Source organism: Halalkaliarchaeum desulfuricum (genome assembly GCF_002952775.1).
In the GTDB taxonomy this organism is placed as follows: domain Archaea; phylum Halobacteriota; class Halobacteria; order Halobacteriales; family Haloferacaceae; genus Halalkaliarchaeum; species Halalkaliarchaeum desulfuricum.
The window spans coordinates 1902497-1919769 of record NZ_CP025066.1 but is presented as its reverse complement, the minus strand read 5'-3'; the positions used below and the strand labels follow the sequence as shown (position 1 = coordinate 1919769).

At 60.5% G+C, this 17273-nt stretch carries 22 protein-coding genes and 1 pseudogene; 7 read left to right on the top strand and 16 right to left on the bottom strand.

The features are described from left to right. Positions 1 to 28: 28 nt before the first annotated feature. The 9 genes from trmY to AArcSl_RS09545 all read right to left on the bottom strand — a co-directional run bounded on the left by trmY (position 29) and on the right by AArcSl_RS09545 (position 6821). Positions 29 to 655, bottom strand: coding sequence for a tRNA (pseudouridine(54)-N(1))-methyltransferase TrmY (trmY, locus tag AArcSl_RS09590; protein WP_245883425.1), 627 nt, complete (start codon positions 653 to 655; stop codon positions 29 to 31). 824 nt (positions 656 to 1479) lie between these two features. Further along, complete coding sequence (locus AArcSl_RS17220) at positions 1480 to 2694, bottom strand: plastocyanin/azurin family copper-binding protein (RefSeq protein WP_217563438.1); 1215 nt, start codon at positions 2692 to 2694, stop codon at positions 1480 to 1482. Between the two features lie 84 nt (positions 2695 to 2778). Continuing rightward, positions 2779 to 3003 (bottom strand): SHOCT domain-containing protein, encoded by a 225-nt coding sequence (locus AArcSl_RS09575; RefSeq protein WP_217563437.1) that lies wholly within the window; start codon positions 3001 to 3003, stop codon positions 2779 to 2781. A 92-nt stretch (positions 3004 to 3095) separates the two neighbouring features. Beyond that, positions 3096 to 3512 (bottom strand): DUF302 domain-containing protein, encoded by a 417-nt coding sequence (locus AArcSl_RS09570; protein WP_119818230.1) that lies wholly within the window; start codon positions 3510 to 3512, stop codon positions 3096 to 3098. Positions 3513 to 3519: 7 nt separating this feature from the next. Continuing rightward, the gene (locus AArcSl_RS09565; protein WP_245883194.1) at positions 3520 to 3768 is read right to left on the bottom strand and encodes an SHOCT domain-containing protein; all 249 of its coding nucleotides are present in this window, start codon (positions 3766 to 3768) and stop codon (positions 3520 to 3522) included. Between the two features lie 657 nt (positions 3769 to 4425). Continuing rightward, positions 4426 to 5070, bottom strand: coding sequence for a DUF1641 domain-containing protein (locus AArcSl_RS09560; protein WP_119818227.1), 645 nt, complete (start codon positions 5068 to 5070; stop codon positions 4426 to 4428). Next, complete coding sequence (locus tag AArcSl_RS09555; RefSeq protein ID WP_119818224.1) at positions 5070 to 6209, bottom strand: NAD(P)/FAD-dependent oxidoreductase; 1140 nt, start codon at positions 6207 to 6209, stop codon at positions 5070 to 5072. Before AArcSl_RS09555 ends, AArcSl_RS09560 begins: the two co-directional genes overlap by 1 nt. Before the next feature lies 1 nt (position 6210). Beyond that, complete coding sequence (locus AArcSl_RS09550; RefSeq protein WP_119818222.1) at positions 6211 to 6450, bottom strand: sulfurtransferase TusA family protein; 240 nt, start codon at positions 6448 to 6450, stop codon at positions 6211 to 6213. 8 nt (positions 6451 to 6458) lie between these two features. Next, positions 6459 to 6821: an SHOCT domain-containing protein gene (locus AArcSl_RS09545; RefSeq protein WP_245883190.1), complete on the bottom strand. Its 363-nt coding sequence runs from the start codon at positions 6819 to 6821 to the stop codon at positions 6459 to 6461. Between the two features lie 175 nt (positions 6822 to 6996). Here AArcSl_RS09545 and AArcSl_RS09540 point away from each other — a divergent pair, with 175 nt between their 5' ends. Together AArcSl_RS09540 and AArcSl_RS09535 are read left to right on the top strand one after the other, a co-directional pair. After that, a complete protein-coding gene (locus AArcSl_RS09540) occupies positions 6997 to 7344 on the top strand; it encodes an ArsR/SmtB family transcription factor (protein WP_119818219.1) in 348 nt (115 codons plus the stop codon). Positions 7345 to 7346: 2 nt separating this feature from the next. Beyond that, on the top strand, positions 7347 to 7655 hold the full coding sequence (locus AArcSl_RS09535; RefSeq protein ID WP_119818216.1) for a DUF7521 family protein: 309 nt from the start codon (positions 7347 to 7349) through the stop codon (positions 7653 to 7655). A 112-nt stretch (positions 7656 to 7767) separates the two neighbouring features. On the opposite strand, the gene AArcSl_RS09530 is transcribed toward AArcSl_RS09535, so the two are convergent. Continuing rightward, complete coding sequence (locus tag AArcSl_RS09530; protein WP_119818213.1) at positions 7768 to 8136, bottom strand: SHOCT domain-containing protein; 369 nt, start codon at positions 8134 to 8136, stop codon at positions 7768 to 7770. A gap of 190 nt (positions 8137 to 8326) precedes the next feature. Between AArcSl_RS09530 and AArcSl_RS09525 the strand changes: the two genes are divergently transcribed. The 4 genes from AArcSl_RS09525 to AArcSl_RS09510 all read left to right on the top strand — a co-directional run bounded on the left by AArcSl_RS09525 (position 8327) and on the right by AArcSl_RS09510 (position 10584). Continuing rightward, entirely contained in the window at positions 8327 to 9175 is an 849-nt protein-coding gene (locus AArcSl_RS09525; protein ID WP_119818209.1) for a TatD family hydrolase, read from the top strand. 113 nt (positions 9176 to 9288) lie between these two features. Then, on the top strand, positions 9289 to 9870 hold the full coding sequence (locus AArcSl_RS09520) for a DUF2150 family protein (RefSeq protein ID WP_119818206.1): 582 nt from the start codon (positions 9289 to 9291) through the stop codon (positions 9868 to 9870). A 46-nt stretch (positions 9871 to 9916) separates the two neighbouring features. Next, positions 9917 to 10168, top strand: coding sequence for a type II toxin-antitoxin system CcdA family antitoxin (locus AArcSl_RS09515; RefSeq protein ID WP_119818203.1), 252 nt, complete (start codon positions 9917 to 9919; stop codon positions 10166 to 10168). Next, positions 10165 to 10584 (top strand): type II toxin-antitoxin system VapC family toxin, encoded by a 420-nt coding sequence (locus AArcSl_RS09510; protein ID WP_119818201.1) that lies wholly within the window; start codon positions 10165 to 10167, stop codon positions 10582 to 10584. The genes AArcSl_RS09515 and AArcSl_RS09510 overlap by 4 nt, the downstream gene beginning before the upstream one ends. Before the next feature lie 95 nt (positions 10585 to 10679). Here the strand turns inward: AArcSl_RS09510 and AArcSl_RS09505 are convergent, their stop codons facing one another. From AArcSl_RS09505 to AArcSl_RS09495, 3 genes are all read right to left on the bottom strand, one after another. Continuing rightward, positions 10680 to 12266 carry an Ig-like domain-containing protein gene (locus tag AArcSl_RS09505; RefSeq protein ID WP_119818198.1) on the bottom strand — a complete coding sequence of 529 codons (1587 nt, stop codon included), beginning with the start codon at positions 12264 to 12266 and terminating at the stop codon, positions 10680 to 10682. 89 nt (positions 12267 to 12355) lie between these two features. Next, positions 12356 to 13660, bottom strand: a complete 1305-nt coding sequence (metX, locus tag AArcSl_RS09500; protein WP_245883188.1) for a homoserine O-acetyltransferase MetX — start codon at positions 13658 to 13660, stop codon at positions 12356 to 12358. After that, positions 13657 to 14934, bottom strand: a complete 1278-nt coding sequence (locus AArcSl_RS09495; RefSeq protein ID WP_119818196.1) for an O-acetylhomoserine aminocarboxypropyltransferase/cysteine synthase family protein — start codon at positions 14932 to 14934, stop codon at positions 13657 to 13659. The genes metX and AArcSl_RS09495 overlap by 4 nt, the downstream gene beginning before the upstream one ends. A 207-nt stretch (positions 14935 to 15141) precedes the next feature. On the opposite strand from AArcSl_RS09495, the gene AArcSl_RS09490 reads away from it, so the two are divergent. Next, a protein-coding gene (locus AArcSl_RS09490; protein ID WP_119813804.1) for an IS1595 family transposase occupies positions 15142 to 16028 on the top strand; the annotation gives its coding sequence in 2 pieces (ribosomal slippage) (positions 15142 to 15607 and positions 15607 to 16028; 888 coding nt in all). A gap of 48 nt (positions 16029 to 16076) precedes the next feature. Here AArcSl_RS09490 and AArcSl_RS09485 read toward each other — a convergent pair. The 3 genes and pseudogenes from AArcSl_RS09485 to AArcSl_RS09475 form a co-directional block, all read right to left on the bottom strand. Continuing rightward, entirely contained in the window at positions 16077 to 16226 is a 150-nt protein-coding gene (locus AArcSl_RS09485; protein WP_119818194.1) for a 50S ribosomal protein L40e, read from the bottom strand. Positions 16227 to 16291: 65 nt separating this feature from the next. Further along, positions 16292 to 16588, bottom strand: a pseudogene (locus AArcSl_RS09480) (thioredoxin family protein); the annotation flags it as partial. Between the two features lie 49 nt (positions 16589 to 16637). Further along, positions 16638 to 17273 carry a DsrE/DsrF/DrsH-like family protein gene (locus AArcSl_RS09475; RefSeq protein ID WP_119818190.1) on the bottom strand — a complete coding sequence of 212 codons (636 nt, stop codon included), beginning with the start codon at positions 17271 to 17273 and terminating at the stop codon, positions 16638 to 16640.

Here is a 17273-nt window from a genome sequence, read left to right as displayed (position 1 = left end):
CGTATGTATCTTGTGACAACAGCAGAGTTCAGTATCGCCGGTAACCGTCGGTGTCGAGATAGTTGTGCGCAATGGTGATCGCGTGGTCGGCGTGGATGCGCTCGGGGCCGACCCGGACGTGTTCGTCGGCGATCTCGGAAAGCAGCGCCGACTCCTCGTCACTGAAGTCGTGGTGATCCGAGAGCACGAACACGGGATCGTCGGGCACGTCCAGTTCCGGCAGCGGTGTGCCGTCCTCGTGGAGCTGGACGGCGGTCGGATCGGGCGGCCCGCCCTCGCCCGGTCCCGACACGCGTCGTCCCCCGCCGGCGACCGACTCGAGCGTCTCCTCGAACCCCATTCTGTACAGTCGGACGCCAGGGGACGGCTCGGCCGGCTGGTGGCCGATGGCGCCGTCCGACGCCTCCAGGGCCCCCCGAACCCGCGCGGCGACGTTGCGCTCATCAGGTGAGAGGTTCCGAACGGAAGCGCCGTCGAAGCTGACGGTGTAGGTGTCGTCCAAAACGAGGTGGACGCGGACGTTCTCGCGGATCCCGTGCGAGAGGAACAGTCCGGCGTTGACACACCGCGCGAGCAGGTCGAGCCGACCGGCGCCGCCCGGGAGATCCGACAGCGAAAATTCGGGCGTTGTGGGTGCGTCGTGGCCCACGATCACGAATGCGACACTCCCACCTTTTTTTACGTCACTCCCAGCTTTTTCTGCGTCGGGTGCTTCGCTCACTTCGTTCGCTCAGCACCGCTCCTTGAAAAAGCTGGACCAAAAAACGCTGGCTCGTCCCTTCGGTCCTCGCCAGCGGTCAATAGCTTTCTTCTTACCTTTTCTGCGACGGTTTCTCCACTCTCGCCGTTTTCTGCGTCGGGTGCGTCACTCCCACCTTTTTAAGGAGCGGTGCTTCGCTCACTCCGTTCGCCGCCGGTAGTGTATTTTGTACTCGCTACGCACTTCATTCGCCAAAGGGACAATACCATGGGCTCTTACCGAACACACTGAAACAGCAGTATCTATCCGGGAGTTGGTAGGTAGGGTAGTGCAAAATACACGCGTAATTCTTCATGGAGTGAACGAAAACAACTCACGGAGAATCGAGGAGAAAGCCCCGTGTTTCAGCGCGGGGATGAATCCGACAACTGGGAATCAACCACCGGAAGTCGGATACCCGGAGTTTAATAATCGCGTGAAACCTAGGCATGAATACACCGAGGCGGTTCAGCCGCCCGAGTAAACGGATAATATCGGGATTCGGGAGTCTACGTCCGAAAGAATCCCTTTCGTGACCGCTGGATTCTCTGAACAGGTAACTCTGAATCCCATACCGGGGATAGGAGTAACGGCGGCTTGGCCCCGCCAGCAGTCCCGTCATGCCGACCGGACTGCAAACCTGAAAACTCCCAACTCAGCGGCGCAGTGCCGTGGGAATCTTCGCCCTTTAGGGCGGAGAGGAGGTCAACAGGTCATGTGTCCCTAAAAACGACCAACGATCAGTGTTCCTCTAAGGCTGCACGAGTTTGGTCGTTGAACGTTTCCAGTTCGTGTCGTGCTCCATCGGGAAGTTCACGGGACGGTCGCCGCATCGCCGGTTGCACATCCGCATCCAATGGGGGATCACCCACGATAACTCGACCGACCATACCCGTCGATTCGTGGGTCTGATGCCCGCCGTGGTGATCATCTCCTCGATGGCCGTGTCCGCTGATCGTACAGGCGTAGTCGTAGATGCCCTCCTCTTCGAAGGTCAGCTCGAACGTTTCACCCGTCCTATCGTACACGTCGCTCGCCCACGGATCGACGCCGTCTGGCATTCGTTGCTCAGACGCTGACGGAAGGATGGCGGCGTTCATCGGATGATAGGCGACCGTGTCGTGGACCCCGCTGTCGAGCACCCACGTCACCGTTCCACCCGGTTCGATGTGAACGGCGTGGGGGACGAAATGGTTACCATACTCGTCGGACTCCATTGTCACTTCGACGTGGTCCTCTGGATGACCGAGCGTATGATCGGTGTCGTGATCGTGGTCATCGGAATCCGATTCTTCGTAGCTCGTATCCTCATCTTCTAAAGCTGCACGAGTTTGATCGTTGAACTGTTCCAGTTCGTGTCGTGCCCCATCGGGAAGTTTGCGGGATGGTGGCCGCATCGCCGGTTGCACATCCGCATCCAATGGGGGATCACCCACGATAACTCGACCGACCATCCCGGTCGATTCGTGGGTCTGATGCCCGCCGTGGTGGCCACCGTGGTGATCATCTCCTCGGTGGCCGTGTCCGCTAATCGTACAGGTGTAGTCGTAGATGCCCTCTTCTTCGAAGGTTAGCTCAAACGTTTCACCCGTCCTATCGTACACGTCACTCGCCCACGGATCGACGCCGTCGGGCATTCGTTGTTCAGTGGCAGAGGGGAGTATGGAGGCGTTCATCGGATGATAGGCGACCGTGTCGTGGACCCCGCTATCGAGTACCCACGTCACCGTTCCCCCCGGTTCGATGTGAACGACGTGAGGAACGAAATGGTGTCCATACTCGTCGGACTCCATTGTCACTTCCACGTGGTCATCTGGATGACCGAGCGTCTGATCGGTGTCGTGATCGTGGCCATCGGAACTCGATTCCTCGTAGCTCGTAGCCTCTTGGCTCGAATCCTCCTGGACTCTGTCATCATCTTCAGTATTTGTGGACGGAACTGTACTATCACTCAAACATCCGGCAAGTCCAGCCGCAATTGTACTTCCCGTGAGTGCGAGCGTTCGTCGTCGCGTAATTGGGTTATTGGTCATTGGAAATCACCGCGTATCGCGCAGCGTCTGCAGTCGGTCTTCGAACTCTTCGTCGTTGATCTCGCCACGCGCGTACCGTTCCCGAAGTTCTGCACGGGCAGGATCTGCCTGTTCTCCGTTGCTGTTGTCGCGTTGGTTTCCGGCCCAGTAGATCGCCAGGGCAACGATTCCGACCAGCAATAGCGGCCAGACGAACAGTCCACCACCGAATATCCCCCAGCCAGTACCCATCATTCCACTACTCATCGTGAGGAATGGAAGTATAATTACCGCACCCACCACAAGGATGACGATCGGCACTATCTTCGTTTGATTCTGGGTACTCATTGGGACTCACCTTCGGATGCAAATCGCTCGCCAACAGCGGTGATCACTCGCTCGAATCGCTCGTGAACATCTGTCGAAATCTCCGCTAGCTCTGGATTATCGGTGACATCGAAGAGGTGTTGGGGATCGACGGCACTCACAACGATGTCGTCGTCCGCCTCGTAGACGATGACGTTACACGGAAGCAATGCTCCTAACGCCGGTTCTTCTACGAGCCCCCGGTGGGCAAGCGCTGGATTGCAGGCTCCAAGGATCTGATACTGATCGACGTCAACGTCGAGCTTCTCCTTCAGCGTCGTCTGGACATCGATCGTAGAGAGGATACCGAACCCTTCACCTTCCAGTAACGTTGTTACTTCAGCTACCGCATCGTCGAACTGTGCATCGACTGTCGTCGTAATGGTGTGTGTCATGAGTTGATCAGTTGCTATCTTCAACGGTCGTAGTTGGTTGCAACTTCCGCCGCCGTTTCTCGAATTCCTCGTCGGAGAGGTTCCCGCGGGCGTACTGTTTTCGTAGTTCTTCGTGGGCCCGGTCTGGCTGGTCTCCGTTCTGTGATCGTTCGGTACCGCCGATCACAGAAACGACGAGGGCGACGATTCCAACGAGCAACAGGAGCCAAAGAAAGCCCCAGCCACCGAACAGTCCCCAACCCCAGCCATCGTTCATCATTCCGCCGTATCCACCCGTTCTTTGCTGTGCAGCAACGCTCCCGGTAGCAGTGATGAGGAGCAGCACTCCTGTGAGGAGAACGTTACGTCCGATCTTGCCGACCGAGTTGCGTAATTTCGTCATGGTTCGATCACAGTAGTTAGTACGGTCTTGTATGGTATAATCACTACAGCACATTCCGTGGGTCGCTGTTTGTGGGAAAGGTTTATATAATAGGGTAACTCGAGGTGGGTTCTCCTCCTCGATCCACGATGCAGAAGCATTGGTACACCGTTTTGAAGAACACATAGTAACGACGCATCAAACAATCCGTAGAGCAGTTCGTTCACGATTCCGAGAAACGTGAAGGCAACGAAAATTGCCTGTCGGCGAATGTTGGGGGCTCCCGTCGCTGTGGTCGACCGTTCGGCGCCACCAGATACGGAATTCGTTGGGGACTTCACATCAGTACACGTTATCAATTTAGGATGGGCGTTTGTTGTGGTAGAGGTAACAGGCTAGAGCGCGCGGGATTCGTCGGACGACAACAGTACCTCGGGGAGGTTTCAACCGACTTAACGAACATTTCATTGATTCGGGCTTGCGTCGTGAACCGAAGCGGATTCGAGGCCTTCGTCACCTCGGCGGTATCCGCCCGTCGAACGGGCTATTCGACTACCGGCTCACTCGCCCAATCGACCTCGCCAGCGAAAGGAAAAATCCGAGTCCAGCCCTGACATTCGCTTCGCGCAGCGATTTGACGAATCCGAGTGGGCCGACGGGCTCGGGCGGTTCGGAACCAGCCTCGCCGACGGCCGTGAGTAGTGACTCGAGAGTGCGGGCGACGTCGTCATCGGCCGCGGTGTCGGCCACTTCTCCGAGACTGGTTCCGGTGGCAGCGAGTTCGGTCACCATCTCATCATCCAACGCATTCGACGCGAGCGCGGCGATGTCAGCGAATGCGGTTAGATCGTCGAGAGTGCCCGATCGCTGAAGGCGGGCAAGCGTCTCGATCGCCTCGGCCAGGTCGTCGGCGTTCTCGCCGGTTGCCTCGCCGACCGAGGCGACCTCCTCGGTCGCCAGTCCATCGGCCGCGGCGCCGAGGTTCGTCGTGGTGCTAGACAGCGTCTGGACCATTCGGTCGTCCATCGCGGCCGTCGCGAGCTCCGCGGCGTCGAGCAGGTCGTTGACGACGCCGAGTCGATCGAAGAACCGGGCGATCTCATCGGGGTTCTCGGCGACAAGTTCTTCGAGCCCCTCGAGGTCCGTCTGCGTAGCGTCGGTGGCCTCGGTCGTGAGGTTGTCATCGGTCTCGGACATCAGACCAGCCCCCGTGCGGTGAGCCAGTAGGATTCGTTGTAGCCGAGTTTCGCCCAGTGGAGCGGCTTCGACGGCTCGCGAACGTACGGCTCCTCCCCGTACTCGAACTCGATGAACGTCGCCTCGTCCATCCCGGCCTCGAGGAAGCAGACGGTCTTGCCATCGTAGGTCGCGGTCGGGACCGCTCCGCGGATGCGGCTGGCGATCCGATCGGCGACGACGCCCGCCTCGTAGTGGGCGACGCTGCCGGCCTTGCTCGTCGGGACGTCCGCGATGTCGCCGATCGCGTAGACGTCCTCGGCGTTTGTCGCCTCAAGCGTGTGGCGATCGACGTCGACCCAGCCGTCCTCACCCAGTCCCGCGTCGGTAACGAGGTCGCTGCCCGCGTGGGGTGGGATCGCGACGAGCAGGTCGTAGGGCAACTCTTTCCCCTCGACCGTCTCGAGGACCTCCTCGTCGGTATCGACCATCTCGACGTTGAAGAACGCCTCGAGGGTGATGTCCCGTTGCTCGAACAGATCGCTAGCCCACTCGGCGATCGACTCGAGGCCGTGGGCCCGGTTGATCGGGTACGTGTAGGTCAACTCGATGTCCTCGCGCAGGCCGCGCTGGCGAAGCCAGTCGTCGACCATCAGGACGAATTCGACAGGCGCAGCCGGGCACATGTGAGGCACGCCGACGACGCTCAAGACGAGGTGGCCCTCGGTAAACTCGGCGAGTTCGTCCCGGAGTTGTTCGGCGCCTTCGGGACCGTAGAAATGATTGCCTCCCTCGCGTAGGCCCGGGACAGACCCGGACTCGAGGTTCGCACCGGTGGCCAGCACGATCTGATCGTAGGGGAGCACCGAGCTGTCGGCGAATGAAAGATTCTTCCGGTCCGTATCGACGTCGACTACTTCGCCGATCGAGATATTCACTCGGCGGTCGACCAACTCCGTGAGCGGTCGTTTCGCGTCGTCGACCGTCTTCTTCCCGAATGGCACGTACAGGAACATCGGCTTGTAGACGTGGTCCGGGGTGTCCGAGATGAGTCGTATCTCTAGCTCGCCGGCCTCTATCTCGGCCCGTAACTCGGAGGCAAGCCGGTTCGCGAGCACGGTCCCGCCCGTTCCACCGCCGACAATGGCGACCCGGTGCATCTCAGTTAACCTCCAGGGAGATGTTCCAGTGGCCGTCTCGCTCGTCGATACCGAGCAGGTCATGGCCAGCTTCTTCAAGCCACTCTGGGATATCCGTCGTGGAGTTCGGTTCGGTCGTCAGGAGTTCGACAACGGTGCCGGACTCGAGCGTCTTCACTTTCCCAATGAGATCCATCAGCGGACCGGGGCACGATGCGTCTCGCGAATCTATCGTCAAGTCTGGTTCGGACATTTCTGTCATTGGTATTTCTAGTTCTGGAGTTTTCCGCGACGTCGTTCGAACTCCTCGTCGGAGAGGTTCCCGCGGGCGTACTGTTTACGTAACACTTCGTAGCCCTGGTCAGGTTGGTTGCCGTCCTGTGCCCGTTCGCTACCGCTGATCACAGAAACCATCACAGAAACCACGAAGGCGGCAATTCCGACGAGCAGCAGGAGCCAAAGAAAGCCCCAGCCACCGAACAGTCCCCAACCCCAGCCATCGTTCATCATCCCGCCGCCGTATGCACCACTCCCCACTTGGGCCACGGCGGATCCCGTGGCACCGATGAGGAGTGTGAGACTGACGACGAGTACCGTACGTCCAGTTCGTGCAGCCGATTGTAGTGATTGCATCATCGTGCTTCCACATGTGAACTTACAGTGTTGTATGTATTAGCCTATATAGCACAATCCTCGAGCCCCGGATAGTGGATAACAGTTATATACACCAAACCACTCTCCCCGAGATTTATCACCGGGATTTGACGACAGCACTTATCCCGGTGGGGTTCCGAATATCGCCTATCGAATGGGCGAACCGGAACCTGAAGACGCTTTCAAACTCCTGTGTGACGACTACGCCCGACAGATTCTCGCCCATCTGAGTAACCAACCGATGGTAGCCGAAGAGATCGGAGAAAAGTGTGAAGGTTCTGATTCGACAGTGTACGATCGATTGGACCAACTCCATTCACTGGGTCTCGTGAGCGAAGAGCTCCAAATTGACCCGCAAGGCCACCATCGGAAACGATACGAAACGATACTCAATTCGGTTCACATCACCTTCACGGAGGGAAGATACGAAATTCAATTGGAGATTGAAGAAGACGCTCCAGATAGATTTGCCGGAATGTGGGGCAGAATGCGGAGGGATTAACCATGCATACCGAACTCATAATCGCCAAACTGGTTGTCATTGCACTCGGATTACTCATCGCTGGACAGGCCTATCGGAGTTACCGCCGTGGAAATGGGCAACCGATGCTGTTCGTTGCTATCGGATTCACATTTATTAGTCTCGGGTCGGTCCTCGAAGGGATTTTCTTCGAGTTGGACCTGTTGACAATTTATCAGGCGAGCGCAATTCAGACTGGAATCGTTGCCGTTGGAATGCTGTTCGTTTTCTACTCATTATACGGAGGATCGATGCGGTATACAATCGTCTTCCGAGACGAGGAAAACCAATAATTGGCGGTGACGACTTGGTGGAAACAGTACAGTTCCAGTGTCCAAGTCAGCCACGCTGACAGAGCAACTCTGCCTGCTGACTACACCTCTGGATCTTGTATGACGTGTTCAATCAACCTCTTGTCTCCTTGTCACGTTGGAGACGCTCGCGACGTTTTTCGAATTCTTCCTCGGAAAGATCACCGCGCGCATAGGCGATCCGCAATTCTTCGAGCGCGGTGTCGGTTTCTTCGCTATCAGAACGAGTAAACGCCCGATACAGGAGGTATCCAACACCGAGAAGGATCAACAGCGGAACCAACCACACCACGAGCCACATCCACGATGCTCCTGCCCCATTCCACATCAAGCCATCCCACATGTGTCCGCCACCCCACATCCCCAGCAGTGGCCATGCAAAAAGCATCATCAGGACCGGAAAGAGGAGCACTATCGCAACGATGAGTACAAGAACTCGGATAAGGTCGTTATTCTCGGCCATACAAAATAGTGGCCGGCAGGGGTGATAACACTAATCCAATGGTTGTTTCACTAGATTAGGAAGGAGCCATACATTATACTCACCACGCACTTCGTTCACCGCCGGTGGTATATCGTGTGATCTTCGAAAGCAGCCCAGTCGATAACCCCAAACGAGAACCCCTATGATTCTGGCGGGCGACGCCTCCGCCATGGACGAACTCGACACGCCCGTGCTGGACAACCACCTGCATCTCGATCCCGAACGGGGGCGGGGGATGGACGCAGTCCGGGACTTCGTCCGGCTGGGCGGCACCCACCTCCTCGTGGTCAACAAACCCTCCTGGCATCTCGGCGTCGAACCCGACGAACCGGAGGAGTTTCGACAGGTGTTCGAAACGACGATCGAGGTCGTCGACGAAGCGTCCTCGCTGCTGCCCGGCAGGGCCTGGCCCGTCCTGGGCGTCCACCCCACCCTGATCGGTCGGCTCGTCGACGACCGTGGGTTCACCCCCGAGGCTGCGGCAGAGCTGATGGCCGGCGGGCTCGAGGTCGCCGCCGAATTCGTCGCTGAGGGACAGGCGCTCGCGCTGAAGTCCGGCCGACCACATTACGACGCGGAGCCGGCGATCATGGACGCCTCCAACGAGGTGATGAAACGCGCATTCGAACTCGCGGTCGACCTCGACTGTGCGGTCCAGCTCCACACCGAGGGCGCCGAGGACCTCACCGAGATCGCCGAGTGGGCCGAAGCGAGGGGTCTCGACCGGACGCGCGTGGTGAAACACTACGCCAGGGGACGACTTGCGGGTCCGGTCCCGAGTGTGATGAGCGAGAAAGACCGCCTGCAGGTCGCTGCCGACTCCGATGAACCGTTCTTGATGGAGACCGACTTCGTCGACGATCCCGACCGACCGGGGGCGGTACTCGGGCCGAAAACCGTCCCACGCCGGGTCCGGTGGCTGCTCGAGGAGGGCCACGAGGAGGCCGTCCGGCGCGCACACGTCGAGACGCCGGCGCTCGCGTACGATATCGACACCGAAGCCACGCTTGGGGAGTGACGTACTGCGTATTCATCGCAGTGTGCTTTCCCACCCGGCATCGGACCACGACAACAACCCACTCACACGGCGGAGAAGAAAGGCCTTTGAGTGCTGCAACGAACGGTTTGGACATGACCGACGACGAGCCCGTGGAAACGTTCTACTCCGAAGAACGCTGGCAGAACTGGATCGATCGCATCAGGGAAGAGGACCTCGACCCCGAAGAGGAGGACTCCGCGCGCCTGCTTTTGAACCTCCAGGACGACGCCGCGATCGCGGTCGCGAAGGTGCTCACGGCACACGAGGACGGCCGGATCGGCGACGACCGCGCGGCAGAAGAGATCAACGACGTCCGGGAGATCGTCCTCGAAGAGGTCGCCATCGACGACGAGGACAAACTCATGCTCATCGACGGCGTCCAGACCAGCCTCGTGCCAGTCTTCTACGCCGCCGAGGAGTTCGTGATCGGCGGCCCGGTCGAGGAAGGAACCGTCGAGGAATACCTGCGGGCGGCCGCCGACGCCGAACGCGAGGAGGATCTCGACGCCGCGCTCGGATATGTCGTGCAGGCGGGCACGCTCGTGATCGACGGCGCGGAACTCGACGTCCAGATCGCCGAGGACATCGACTACGGGCTCGTCTCCGAGTGGATCAACGGGCTCGACTCGCTGCAGTCGGCGCTGGCGGATCCGGAAGTTGTGGACGAAGAGTAATACAGCTCAGAACAACCCTTTTGTAATACCCGAACGTATTACGCTTATGTCCACGACGGTGTCGGCCAAGATTCCGGAGGACCTCAAACGAGAACTAGACGAGTCCGACGTCAATATCAGCGAAACGATCCGCGAGGCACTTGAGGCCGAAGTGCGTCAACGACGCCGACAGCGCCTCGCGGAACGTGCAGATGCGATACGACGATCGACGGGCGACGGGATCGAGACCGACGAGGTTGTCAATCTGGTGAGAGAGGACCGAGACGATCGGGCAAAGCGAGAGGAACGCAATCGATGAGCGATGGGTCCGCTCCCGTATTCGACACGAGCAGTCTCGTCGCCGTGTTGCTCGACGACGACACGCCGGGGCTTCCGGTGCTGTTCGACGGCCACGTTCTCGACCTGACGTTTTACGAGGCCGGGAACGTGCTCTGGAAGGTCCACGCGCTACAGGACCGGACCAGTCCAGAGGAGCACGCCGAGTTCGTGTCCCTGATCCCGGATCTCCGACGGGAGATGGTCGTCCACGATCTCGACGAGATCGGCTTCGAAGCCGTGATGGATGTCGCAACGAGGACTGAATTGACGTTCTACGACGCCGCATATGTCGTGTGTGCGGAGGATCTGGAGACGACGCTCGTGACGGAGGATCGGGAACTGTGCGAGGTCGACTCGACGACGGTATCCACAACGCGGCTCAGAGATTTAAGTTGAAACGGAGGGTGACTCGACGCCATCGCCGCTTTTGCATCCGAAAATCGTTGACGAAGAGGTGTGAAGCGTTTGAAAATCAGTTGGAGACTGTCCGTTCAGCGCGGCGCAACGAAGTACGTCGCCGATTCACCGTCCTCGTAGATGACTGAGAGGATGAAAAAGTCGCCCCCTTCGACCGACTCATCGAACTCAAGCCGGAGGGTTGTCTCGTCGTTGGCCTCCAGATCAATCGGTTCACTCAGGCTTTCGAAACTTCCACCAACCGAGAGTGACGGTTCCCGTTCGGGATCCGTGAATGTGGCAGTTTCCGGCATGTCCCTCCCACCGTCTCCTCCACGTCCAGGGGTATCGAGGTAGTAGAAGTTGACCCGTGCGAAATCGACTGATCGAACGTTATCACCGTTGTTTTGTAACGTGATATCCACCCAGTCAGTATTCTGAGTGGTTTCGGCTCCCGTTAACGCTACTCGGGTTGGTTCATTCGGATTCAAACCAGACCCTGTATCCTCTCCGCCTTCCGGATCAATTACGTTCACGGTGAACGTCTTCTCGTCGACGCCATCGCCGGCGTCGGGTACAGTCGCAACGATCTCCGCTTCACCGGTAAAGCCTGCGCTTGGCTCGAACGTCGTGCTCGCCTCACCGTCCTCCGTCGAAACGGTTTCCGTAGGCGTAAGCGTTCCATCATCTGACTCGAACTCGACATCAACTCCGGACTTCGGATTATTGAACGCGTCCCGCACCTCGACGCGCAGTTGCTTGCTCGATCCCTGGGCGATCGTCGAGTTTTCGTCGCTTTTCGCCACGACGTAGGCGACTCCAGGTTCGTCGGCGCTCACGACGTCACCGCGTTCGCGGAGTTCGACCTTGCCCAGCCGAAGCCGGTAGGCCCGATCGCCGTCCAGCGTCACCGCGACCGTCTCGTCCCGGGCCTCGACCGCGACGACGTCCTCCCGATCGAGCAGGCGCTCGCCGAACGTCTCGTTCCAGGCGTCCGGATCCCCACCGGGTGCGATCTCGACGACGATGTCCTCGTCGCCCTCGCCCTCGACGACGACCGTGCGTTCGGCGGCACTTATGGGCTCGGTCGTCACCTGCGTCTCCAGGCCGTTCGCGTCCATCTCGCCGTCGATCGCGATCAACTGGAGTCGGTCACCCTGCAAGAGCGTCTGTCCACCGACCGGAACAAGATTATCGCCAGCGTCCCGGAACGATGACTCGCCGGTCACAACGACCGGGAGCCCCTCGAAGTTGCTGTAGGAGGGGGTAAACCGGGCCGGTTTGGTCTCGAACTCCCGTGCGGTGCCGTTCCAGTACTCCTGGGTGTTGGTGTCTTCGGAATTGATAGCATGGGCGTTCTCGATTGTTACCGTCGTCGAATCGCCGAGCCCGAGGCTACCGGTGGCGGGCGGCGGATTCACGAAGACCACTCTGGGAGGATATCGCGCGCCAGTCTTGACCGACCGCGTAGTCGTTACGTCCCGAGTGGCGCTCGTAAGCACGTCACCCCGGAGGTCGGCCATGTCGCTGGCGGCGTCCTGGTAGGCGTCGAATTCGACCTGGCGGTTCTCCTCGGGGACGACCGAAACCTGATAGACGGCAAGCCCGACGATCAGAAAGCCGAACAGGAGCACGGCTCCGACCTGCAACGCCTGCGCGCGGTCGTCCCCCCAGAACCTCATTGCCATTTATAAGTATCCCACCAGTTAAAAGGTCTTGCACGCACGAGCCCGCGTCGATGTCATTCATGCGGCCGGTTCAAGTGGTGCGATTATGAGTCGTCAATCACGGTGTCGGTCACCGATTTGCCGTCAACTCCCTCCGCAAGGAAGTCCCGGATCGGCGGCCCGACGTTTTCGGGCTCCACCAGGAACGCGTCGTGGCCGTGATCCGACTCGACGACGTGGTGGGCCACTGGCACGTCTCCGTCCCGGAACGCCCGGGCCACCTCGGCGGACTGCTCGACGGTAAAATGCCAATCGCCCGTAAACGACACCACCAGCGCCTCCCCCTCGAACGCTGCCAGCGCCGCCGCGTCCGACCCGTAGTCGGCCGCGAGGTCGTACTCGTCCATCGCCCGCGTGAGGTACAGATACGAGTTGGCGTCGAAGCGCTCGACGAACTTCCCCGCCTGGTAGTCGAGATACGATTCCACCTCCCGGTACGGGAAGTACGCGCCGGCGTGATCCTGCGGGAACAAGTCGGTACCGGCGTTGGCTGCGGTTTCCCGGCCGGCGGTCCGCCGACCGAACTTTCGCTCCATCGACGCCTTCGAATGGTACATCACGTGGCCGATCTGCCTGGCGATCGCGAGCCCGCGCTTTGGGGGTTCTTGATCCTCGCCGTAGTAGTCGCCCCTGTTCCAGTTCGGATCCGCCCGGATCGCCCGCCTGGCGGCCGCATCGAGTCCCAGACACTGCGCGTCGAGCCGCGGTGCCGCCGCGACCGGGACGATCCGCCGGACGTCGTCTGGATATCGTTTGGCCCACTCGAGGACGTTCATCCCGCCGACGCTCCCTCCGAGCACGGCGTGCAACCGCCCGACGCCGAGTTCGTCCAGCAGCCGGCGCTGGGCTCTGGTCCAGTCCTCGACGGTCACCGGCGGGAAGTCCGACCCCCACGGTTCGCCGTCGGGGCCCGCACTCGACGGCCCGGTCGTCCCGTAGCAGGAACCGGGAACGTTCGCGCAGACGACGTAGTACTCGGTGGTGTCGACGTACTTGCCCGCACCGATGACGTCCCCCCACCAGGCCCGCGCCTGCCCGGCCTGGCCGGTGTCGGCCTCCGGCGTCCGCGCGACGTTCTGGCTCCCCGTGAGCGCGTGACACACGAGCACCGCGTTGTCGCCGTCGAACTCGCCGTACGTCTCGTAGGCAACCTCCAGTTCCGGAATCGATTCCCCGCACTCGAAGGTAAACTCGCCGACCGATACCACGTCCGATTCGTGGGCGGTCTCCTGGCGGCGTCCGCCGTCGGCCGCAGGCTCGCCCTCCGGTTTTGCGTCCGTTGTCGTCGTTTGCTCTGTCGTCGTTTGCTCTGTCATCGTGTCGTCCCCAGTCGTCGTCCGTTTCGTCATCGTGTCGCCTCCCGCAGTCCCGCGTCGATGTCGGCGAGCACGTCGGCCGGATCCTCGATGCCCACCGACAGTCGAACCATGTCCGGCGGTACCCCCGCCTCGCGCTGTTCGTCCGCGGTCAGCTGCGCGTGGGTGGTGCTCGCCGGATGGATCACGAGCGTTTTCGCGTCGCCCACGTTCGCGAGGAAGCTTGCCAGTTCGACGGACTCGCAGAACCGCCGTGCGGCCGCCTGGCCGTCCGCGAGCCCGAACGTCACCATTCCCCCGAACCCCTCCAGATACCGCTCGGCGTTGTCGTGGGTCGGATGATCCGGCAGTCCCGGATACGTCACCCAGTCGATGCGGGGATCGTCCTGCAGTGCCTCGGCGACGATCCGGGCGTTCTCGCAGTGACGATCCATCCGCAACGGCAGCGTTTCGATCCCCTGGAGGGTCTGCCAGGCGTCGTCGGGCGACTGTCCGTTGCCGAGTACCCGAAGCGCCCGGTGTCGGAGGACGTGGGTCAGTGCCGCCTCCCCGAACCGGTCCGTGAAGTCGACTTCGAAGGCGGGGTTCTCGCCGGCGAGTTCGGGGTAGTCGGCCTCCGGGTGGTCCCACGGGAACGTCCCCCCGTCGACGACGACGCCGCCGACGGTCGTGCCGCCGCCGTGGAGCCACTTCGTCGTCGACTCCCAGACGATGTCGGCGCCGTGTTCGAGGGGCCGGCACAGCGCCGGCGTCGCGAACGTGTTGTCGACGACGAGCGGGACCGCGTGCTCGTGGGCGATGTCGGCGAGACGTTTGAAGTCGGGGGTGACCAGCGACGGGTTCGCGATCGTCTCGACGTGGACGAACGCTGTGTCCTCGTCGATCGCCGCCGCGTAGTCGTCGTACGACAGGGGATCGACCAGGCGTGCGTCGACCCCACGGCGGGACGCGATGGTTCGGAAGTACGTGCTCGTCCCACCGTACATCTCCGCGGCGGCGACGACGTTGTCGCCGGCGCGTGCGAGGACGGTCGTGATCGAGTCGATGGCAGCCATCCCCGAGGCGGTTGCGACACAGCCTACGCCCCCCTCGAGCGTGGCCAGCCGGGACTCGAGCGTCCGCACCGTCGGATTGGAGATGCGAGAGTAGACGTCCCCGTCCGCACGGAGCGCGTACAGGTCGGCGGCGTAGTCGGCGTCGCCGAACTCGTAGGACGTCGTTCGGTAGATCGGCGTCGCACGCGCTCCAGTCGCCGGGTCCGGGGCGGCCCCGGCGTGGATACTCTCCGTTCGAAACCCACGAGTCATGTATATCACGCATACAGCTTGCGACTTCTATAACTGTCAGTTACGGCAAGCCCTGCCGGCGGTTTCGGGCGCCGTGTTGACGAATGACACACCAAACCTCGAAATATATCGCGGTCGCTGCCCGGTAGTTCCGCTCGGAAGAATTTCGGCACGCTCATCCCGACCAGTCGTAACTTCCAGTAGCGACGAGTCCATTAGTTGCTGTTGATGGATAGGGATTCGGTAGAAGTGTTCCTTCCTGATCCGGACGAGTGTTATGAGCGACTCCGTCGCGCCCGCTTCGGCGCGACGGTGTCGTGCGTCTACTGCGGGGAGAGTGATCCGGTCATCAAGAAAGGAACGACGGGGAAAGGCGCCCAACAGTACCGCTGTAAGGAGTGCGAGACGTATTTTAATGATCTCACGGGCTCGTTTTTCGAGCATCGGAAGTTCCCGATCGAGGAGATGTTCTACATGATCAAGGAGATGCGATCTGTGCCGACCGCACAGATCGCCTCGGAGCTTGAACGGGACTACGAGGCGGTGTTGAACTTCCGCCACGATCTGCAGGAGTTGTGCGGTGAGCTGGATGATCTTGTGCTTTCAGATGTGTGTGAAGCCGACGAGATCTATGTGACGGCAGGTGAGAAAGGGATCGAAAAGGAAGATGAGAGTCCGCGCTCGCGCGGACTCAAAAAAAGGGACGAGGAAGCTTCGAGTCGGACAAACCGCCAGTCGTGACACTCGTCCGTCGGAGCGACGGACGAGTTGAGTTTCTGGTGCGAGAGAATCTCCAAGATGTGGACGAAGAGATCGCCGACAAAGGTGACAAGACGGTAATTCTGTGTACGGACGATTACACGATCTACGATGAGATCGACGAGTACGACGGGATTGATGCTCATCTGGCGATCACGCACGATGAAACGTACGTGATCGGCGACGCTCACGTCAACAGCTGCGAGAACCGCCATAGCTTCCTTCGCCAGTGGCTGGCGAAGTTCAGAGGCGTCTCGAAGCATCATCTTCAGGGATACCTCAACTTTCTGTCGCTCTTGTTGAACGATCGAACCGACTGGTTCAGCAAAATCTTGAGTTACGAGTCATCGAGATGAGCGTTTCGGCAGTACGACCTGTAGCGGTGCGTCCTCCGCGGCAGCGAATCAGGCGCTGCGTCGTTCTTTCGCTTTCGGGCGCAGGCGGCTGTAGCCGCATTTTCGACAACTGTCCGCTCGGGTCGGGTTCCGGGCGTTACAGCGCATACAGATGAGTTTATCCAACGTACGACGCTCAGCGGGTTCGAACGAGGCCATAGACTCAGTACTGGCGGCGCGTTGTTAACAGTTGCGAGAAGCGACGGCCGACAGGGCTGTCCGATTCAGGCGCCGGCGTCCTCGAGCGCGACCTCGAGGTCCTCCTTCTGGGTGACGCCGACGAACCGGTCGACGATCCCGTCCTCGTTTTCCACGATCAGCGTCGGGAGCGATCGCACCTGGTACTCGTTGGCGACGTCCTGCTGTTCGTCGACGTCGACTTTGACGAGTTCGAAGCGGTCACCCCACTCCTCGGAGAGCTCCTCGAGGATCGGGTCCTGCGTTTTGCACGGGCCACACCAGTCGGCGTGGAAATCGAGAAGTCGAACGGACATGTGTCTCGCGGTTGCAAGGGCGCGCGCATAAGAGTTTCGTGCTGTGGCGAGAGCCGCTCGAAACCGCCAGAAGAGATCAGATCAGCAGCTGCACGTCGGAGTCGGCCATGTGTTCGAGCGCCGTCGCGGCGCCGACGTCGGTCGTGACGCCGTCGTGGAGGTCCTCCGCTTCGTACCCCATCAGATCCATCGTCATCTGGCAGGCCTGGAGATCGACGCCGGTGTCCAGCGAGAGGTCGATCAGCTCCTCGACGGTCGCCGTGCCGTTCTCCTCGATGCGGCGCTTCATCATCTTGGTCGCAACCGAGTCCATGCCGGGCAGCGCGGCAAGCGCGTTCGGCATCGGCATGCTCGGGTTGCCGACGGCGCTCAGTTTGAGCTCCCTGGACTTCTCCTCGTGGAGGATGTCCAGTCCCCAGAAGGTGTGGAACACGACGACGTCCCACCCGAACGCGGCGGCAGTACTTGCGAGGATCAACGGCGGGTACGCCATGTCGAAGCTCCCCTTCGTGGCGATGATCGTCATCGACTTTTCACCGTCGTCGGTCGCAGCTTTCACCGCCGAGAGTTCTTCTTCCAGCTCCTCGATGCGCGCCTGGAGCTCCGCCGGGTCAATCTCCTCGGCCGGATCGATCTCCTCGGCCGTCGATTCCGCGTCGCCGGCGGCGTCTGCGTCGTCCGCCGGCCCCGAATCTGGCGTGTCGGTACTCAT

Bases quoted from the DNA above. Each gene is read 5' to 3' on its own strand.
- AArcSl_RS09515 (WP_119818203.1), top strand. From the start codon at position 9,917: ATGTCCACGACGGTGTCGGCCAAGATTCCGGAGGACCTCAAACGAGAA.
- AArcSl_RS09575 (WP_217563437.1), bottom strand. From the start codon at position 3,003: ATGGGTACTGGCTGGGGGATATTCGGTGGTGGACTGTTCGTCTGGCCG.
- AArcSl_RS09570 (WP_119818230.1), bottom strand. From the start codon at position 3,512: ATGACACACACCATTACGACGACAGTCGATGCACAGTTCGACGATGCG.
- AArcSl_RS09540 (WP_119818219.1), top strand. From the start codon at position 6,997: ATGGGCGAACCGGAACCTGAAGACGCTTTCAAACTCCTGTGTGACGAC.
- AArcSl_RS09505 (WP_119818198.1), bottom strand. From the start codon at position 12,266: ATGAGGTTCTGGGGGGACGACCGCGCGCAGGCGTTGCAGGTCGGAGCC.
- AArcSl_RS09560 (WP_119818227.1), bottom strand. From the start codon at position 5,070: ATGTCCGAGACCGATGACAACCTCACGACCGAGGCCACCGACGCTACG.
- AArcSl_RS09525 (WP_119818209.1), top strand. From the start codon at position 8,327: ATGGACGAACTCGACACGCCCGTGCTGGACAACCACCTGCATCTCGAT.
- AArcSl_RS09475 (WP_119818190.1), bottom strand. From the start codon at position 17,273: ATGAGTACCGACACGCCAGATTCGGGGCCGGCGGACGACGCAGACGCC.
- AArcSl_RS09495 (WP_119818196.1), bottom strand. From the start codon at position 14,934: ATGACTCGTGGGTTTCGAACGGAGAGTATCCACGCCGGGGCCGCCCCG.
- AArcSl_RS09545 (WP_245883190.1), bottom strand. From the start codon at position 6,821: ATGCAATCACTACAATCGGCTGCACGAACTGGACGTACGGTACTCGTC.
- AArcSl_RS09485 (WP_119818194.1), bottom strand. From the start codon at position 16,226: ATGGCCTCGTTCGAACCCGCTGAGCGTCGTACGTTGGATAAACTCATC.
- AArcSl_RS09530 (WP_119818213.1), bottom strand. From the start codon at position 8,136: ATGGCCGAGAATAACGACCTTATCCGAGTTCTTGTACTCATCGTTGCG.
- AArcSl_RS09520 (WP_119818206.1), top strand. From the start codon at position 9,289: ATGACCGACGACGAGCCCGTGGAAACGTTCTACTCCGAAGAACGCTGG.
- AArcSl_RS09535 (WP_119818216.1), top strand. From the start codon at position 7,347: ATGCATACCGAACTCATAATCGCCAAACTGGTTGTCATTGCACTCGGA.
- AArcSl_RS09555 (WP_119818224.1), bottom strand. From the start codon at position 6,209: ATGCACCGGGTCGCCATTGTCGGCGGTGGAACGGGCGGGACCGTGCTC.
- AArcSl_RS09510 (WP_119818201.1), top strand. From the start codon at position 10,165: ATGAGCGATGGGTCCGCTCCCGTATTCGACACGAGCAGTCTCGTCGCC.
- metX (WP_245883188.1), bottom strand. From the start codon at position 13,660: ATGACGAAACGGACGACGACTGGGGACGACACGATGACAGAGCAAACG.
- AArcSl_RS09565 (WP_245883194.1), bottom strand. From the start codon at position 3,768: ATGAACGATGGCTGGGGTTGGGGACTGTTCGGTGGCTGGGGCTTTCTT.
- AArcSl_RS09550 (WP_119818222.1), bottom strand. From the start codon at position 6,450: ATGACAGAAATGTCCGAACCAGACTTGACGATAGATTCGCGAGACGCA.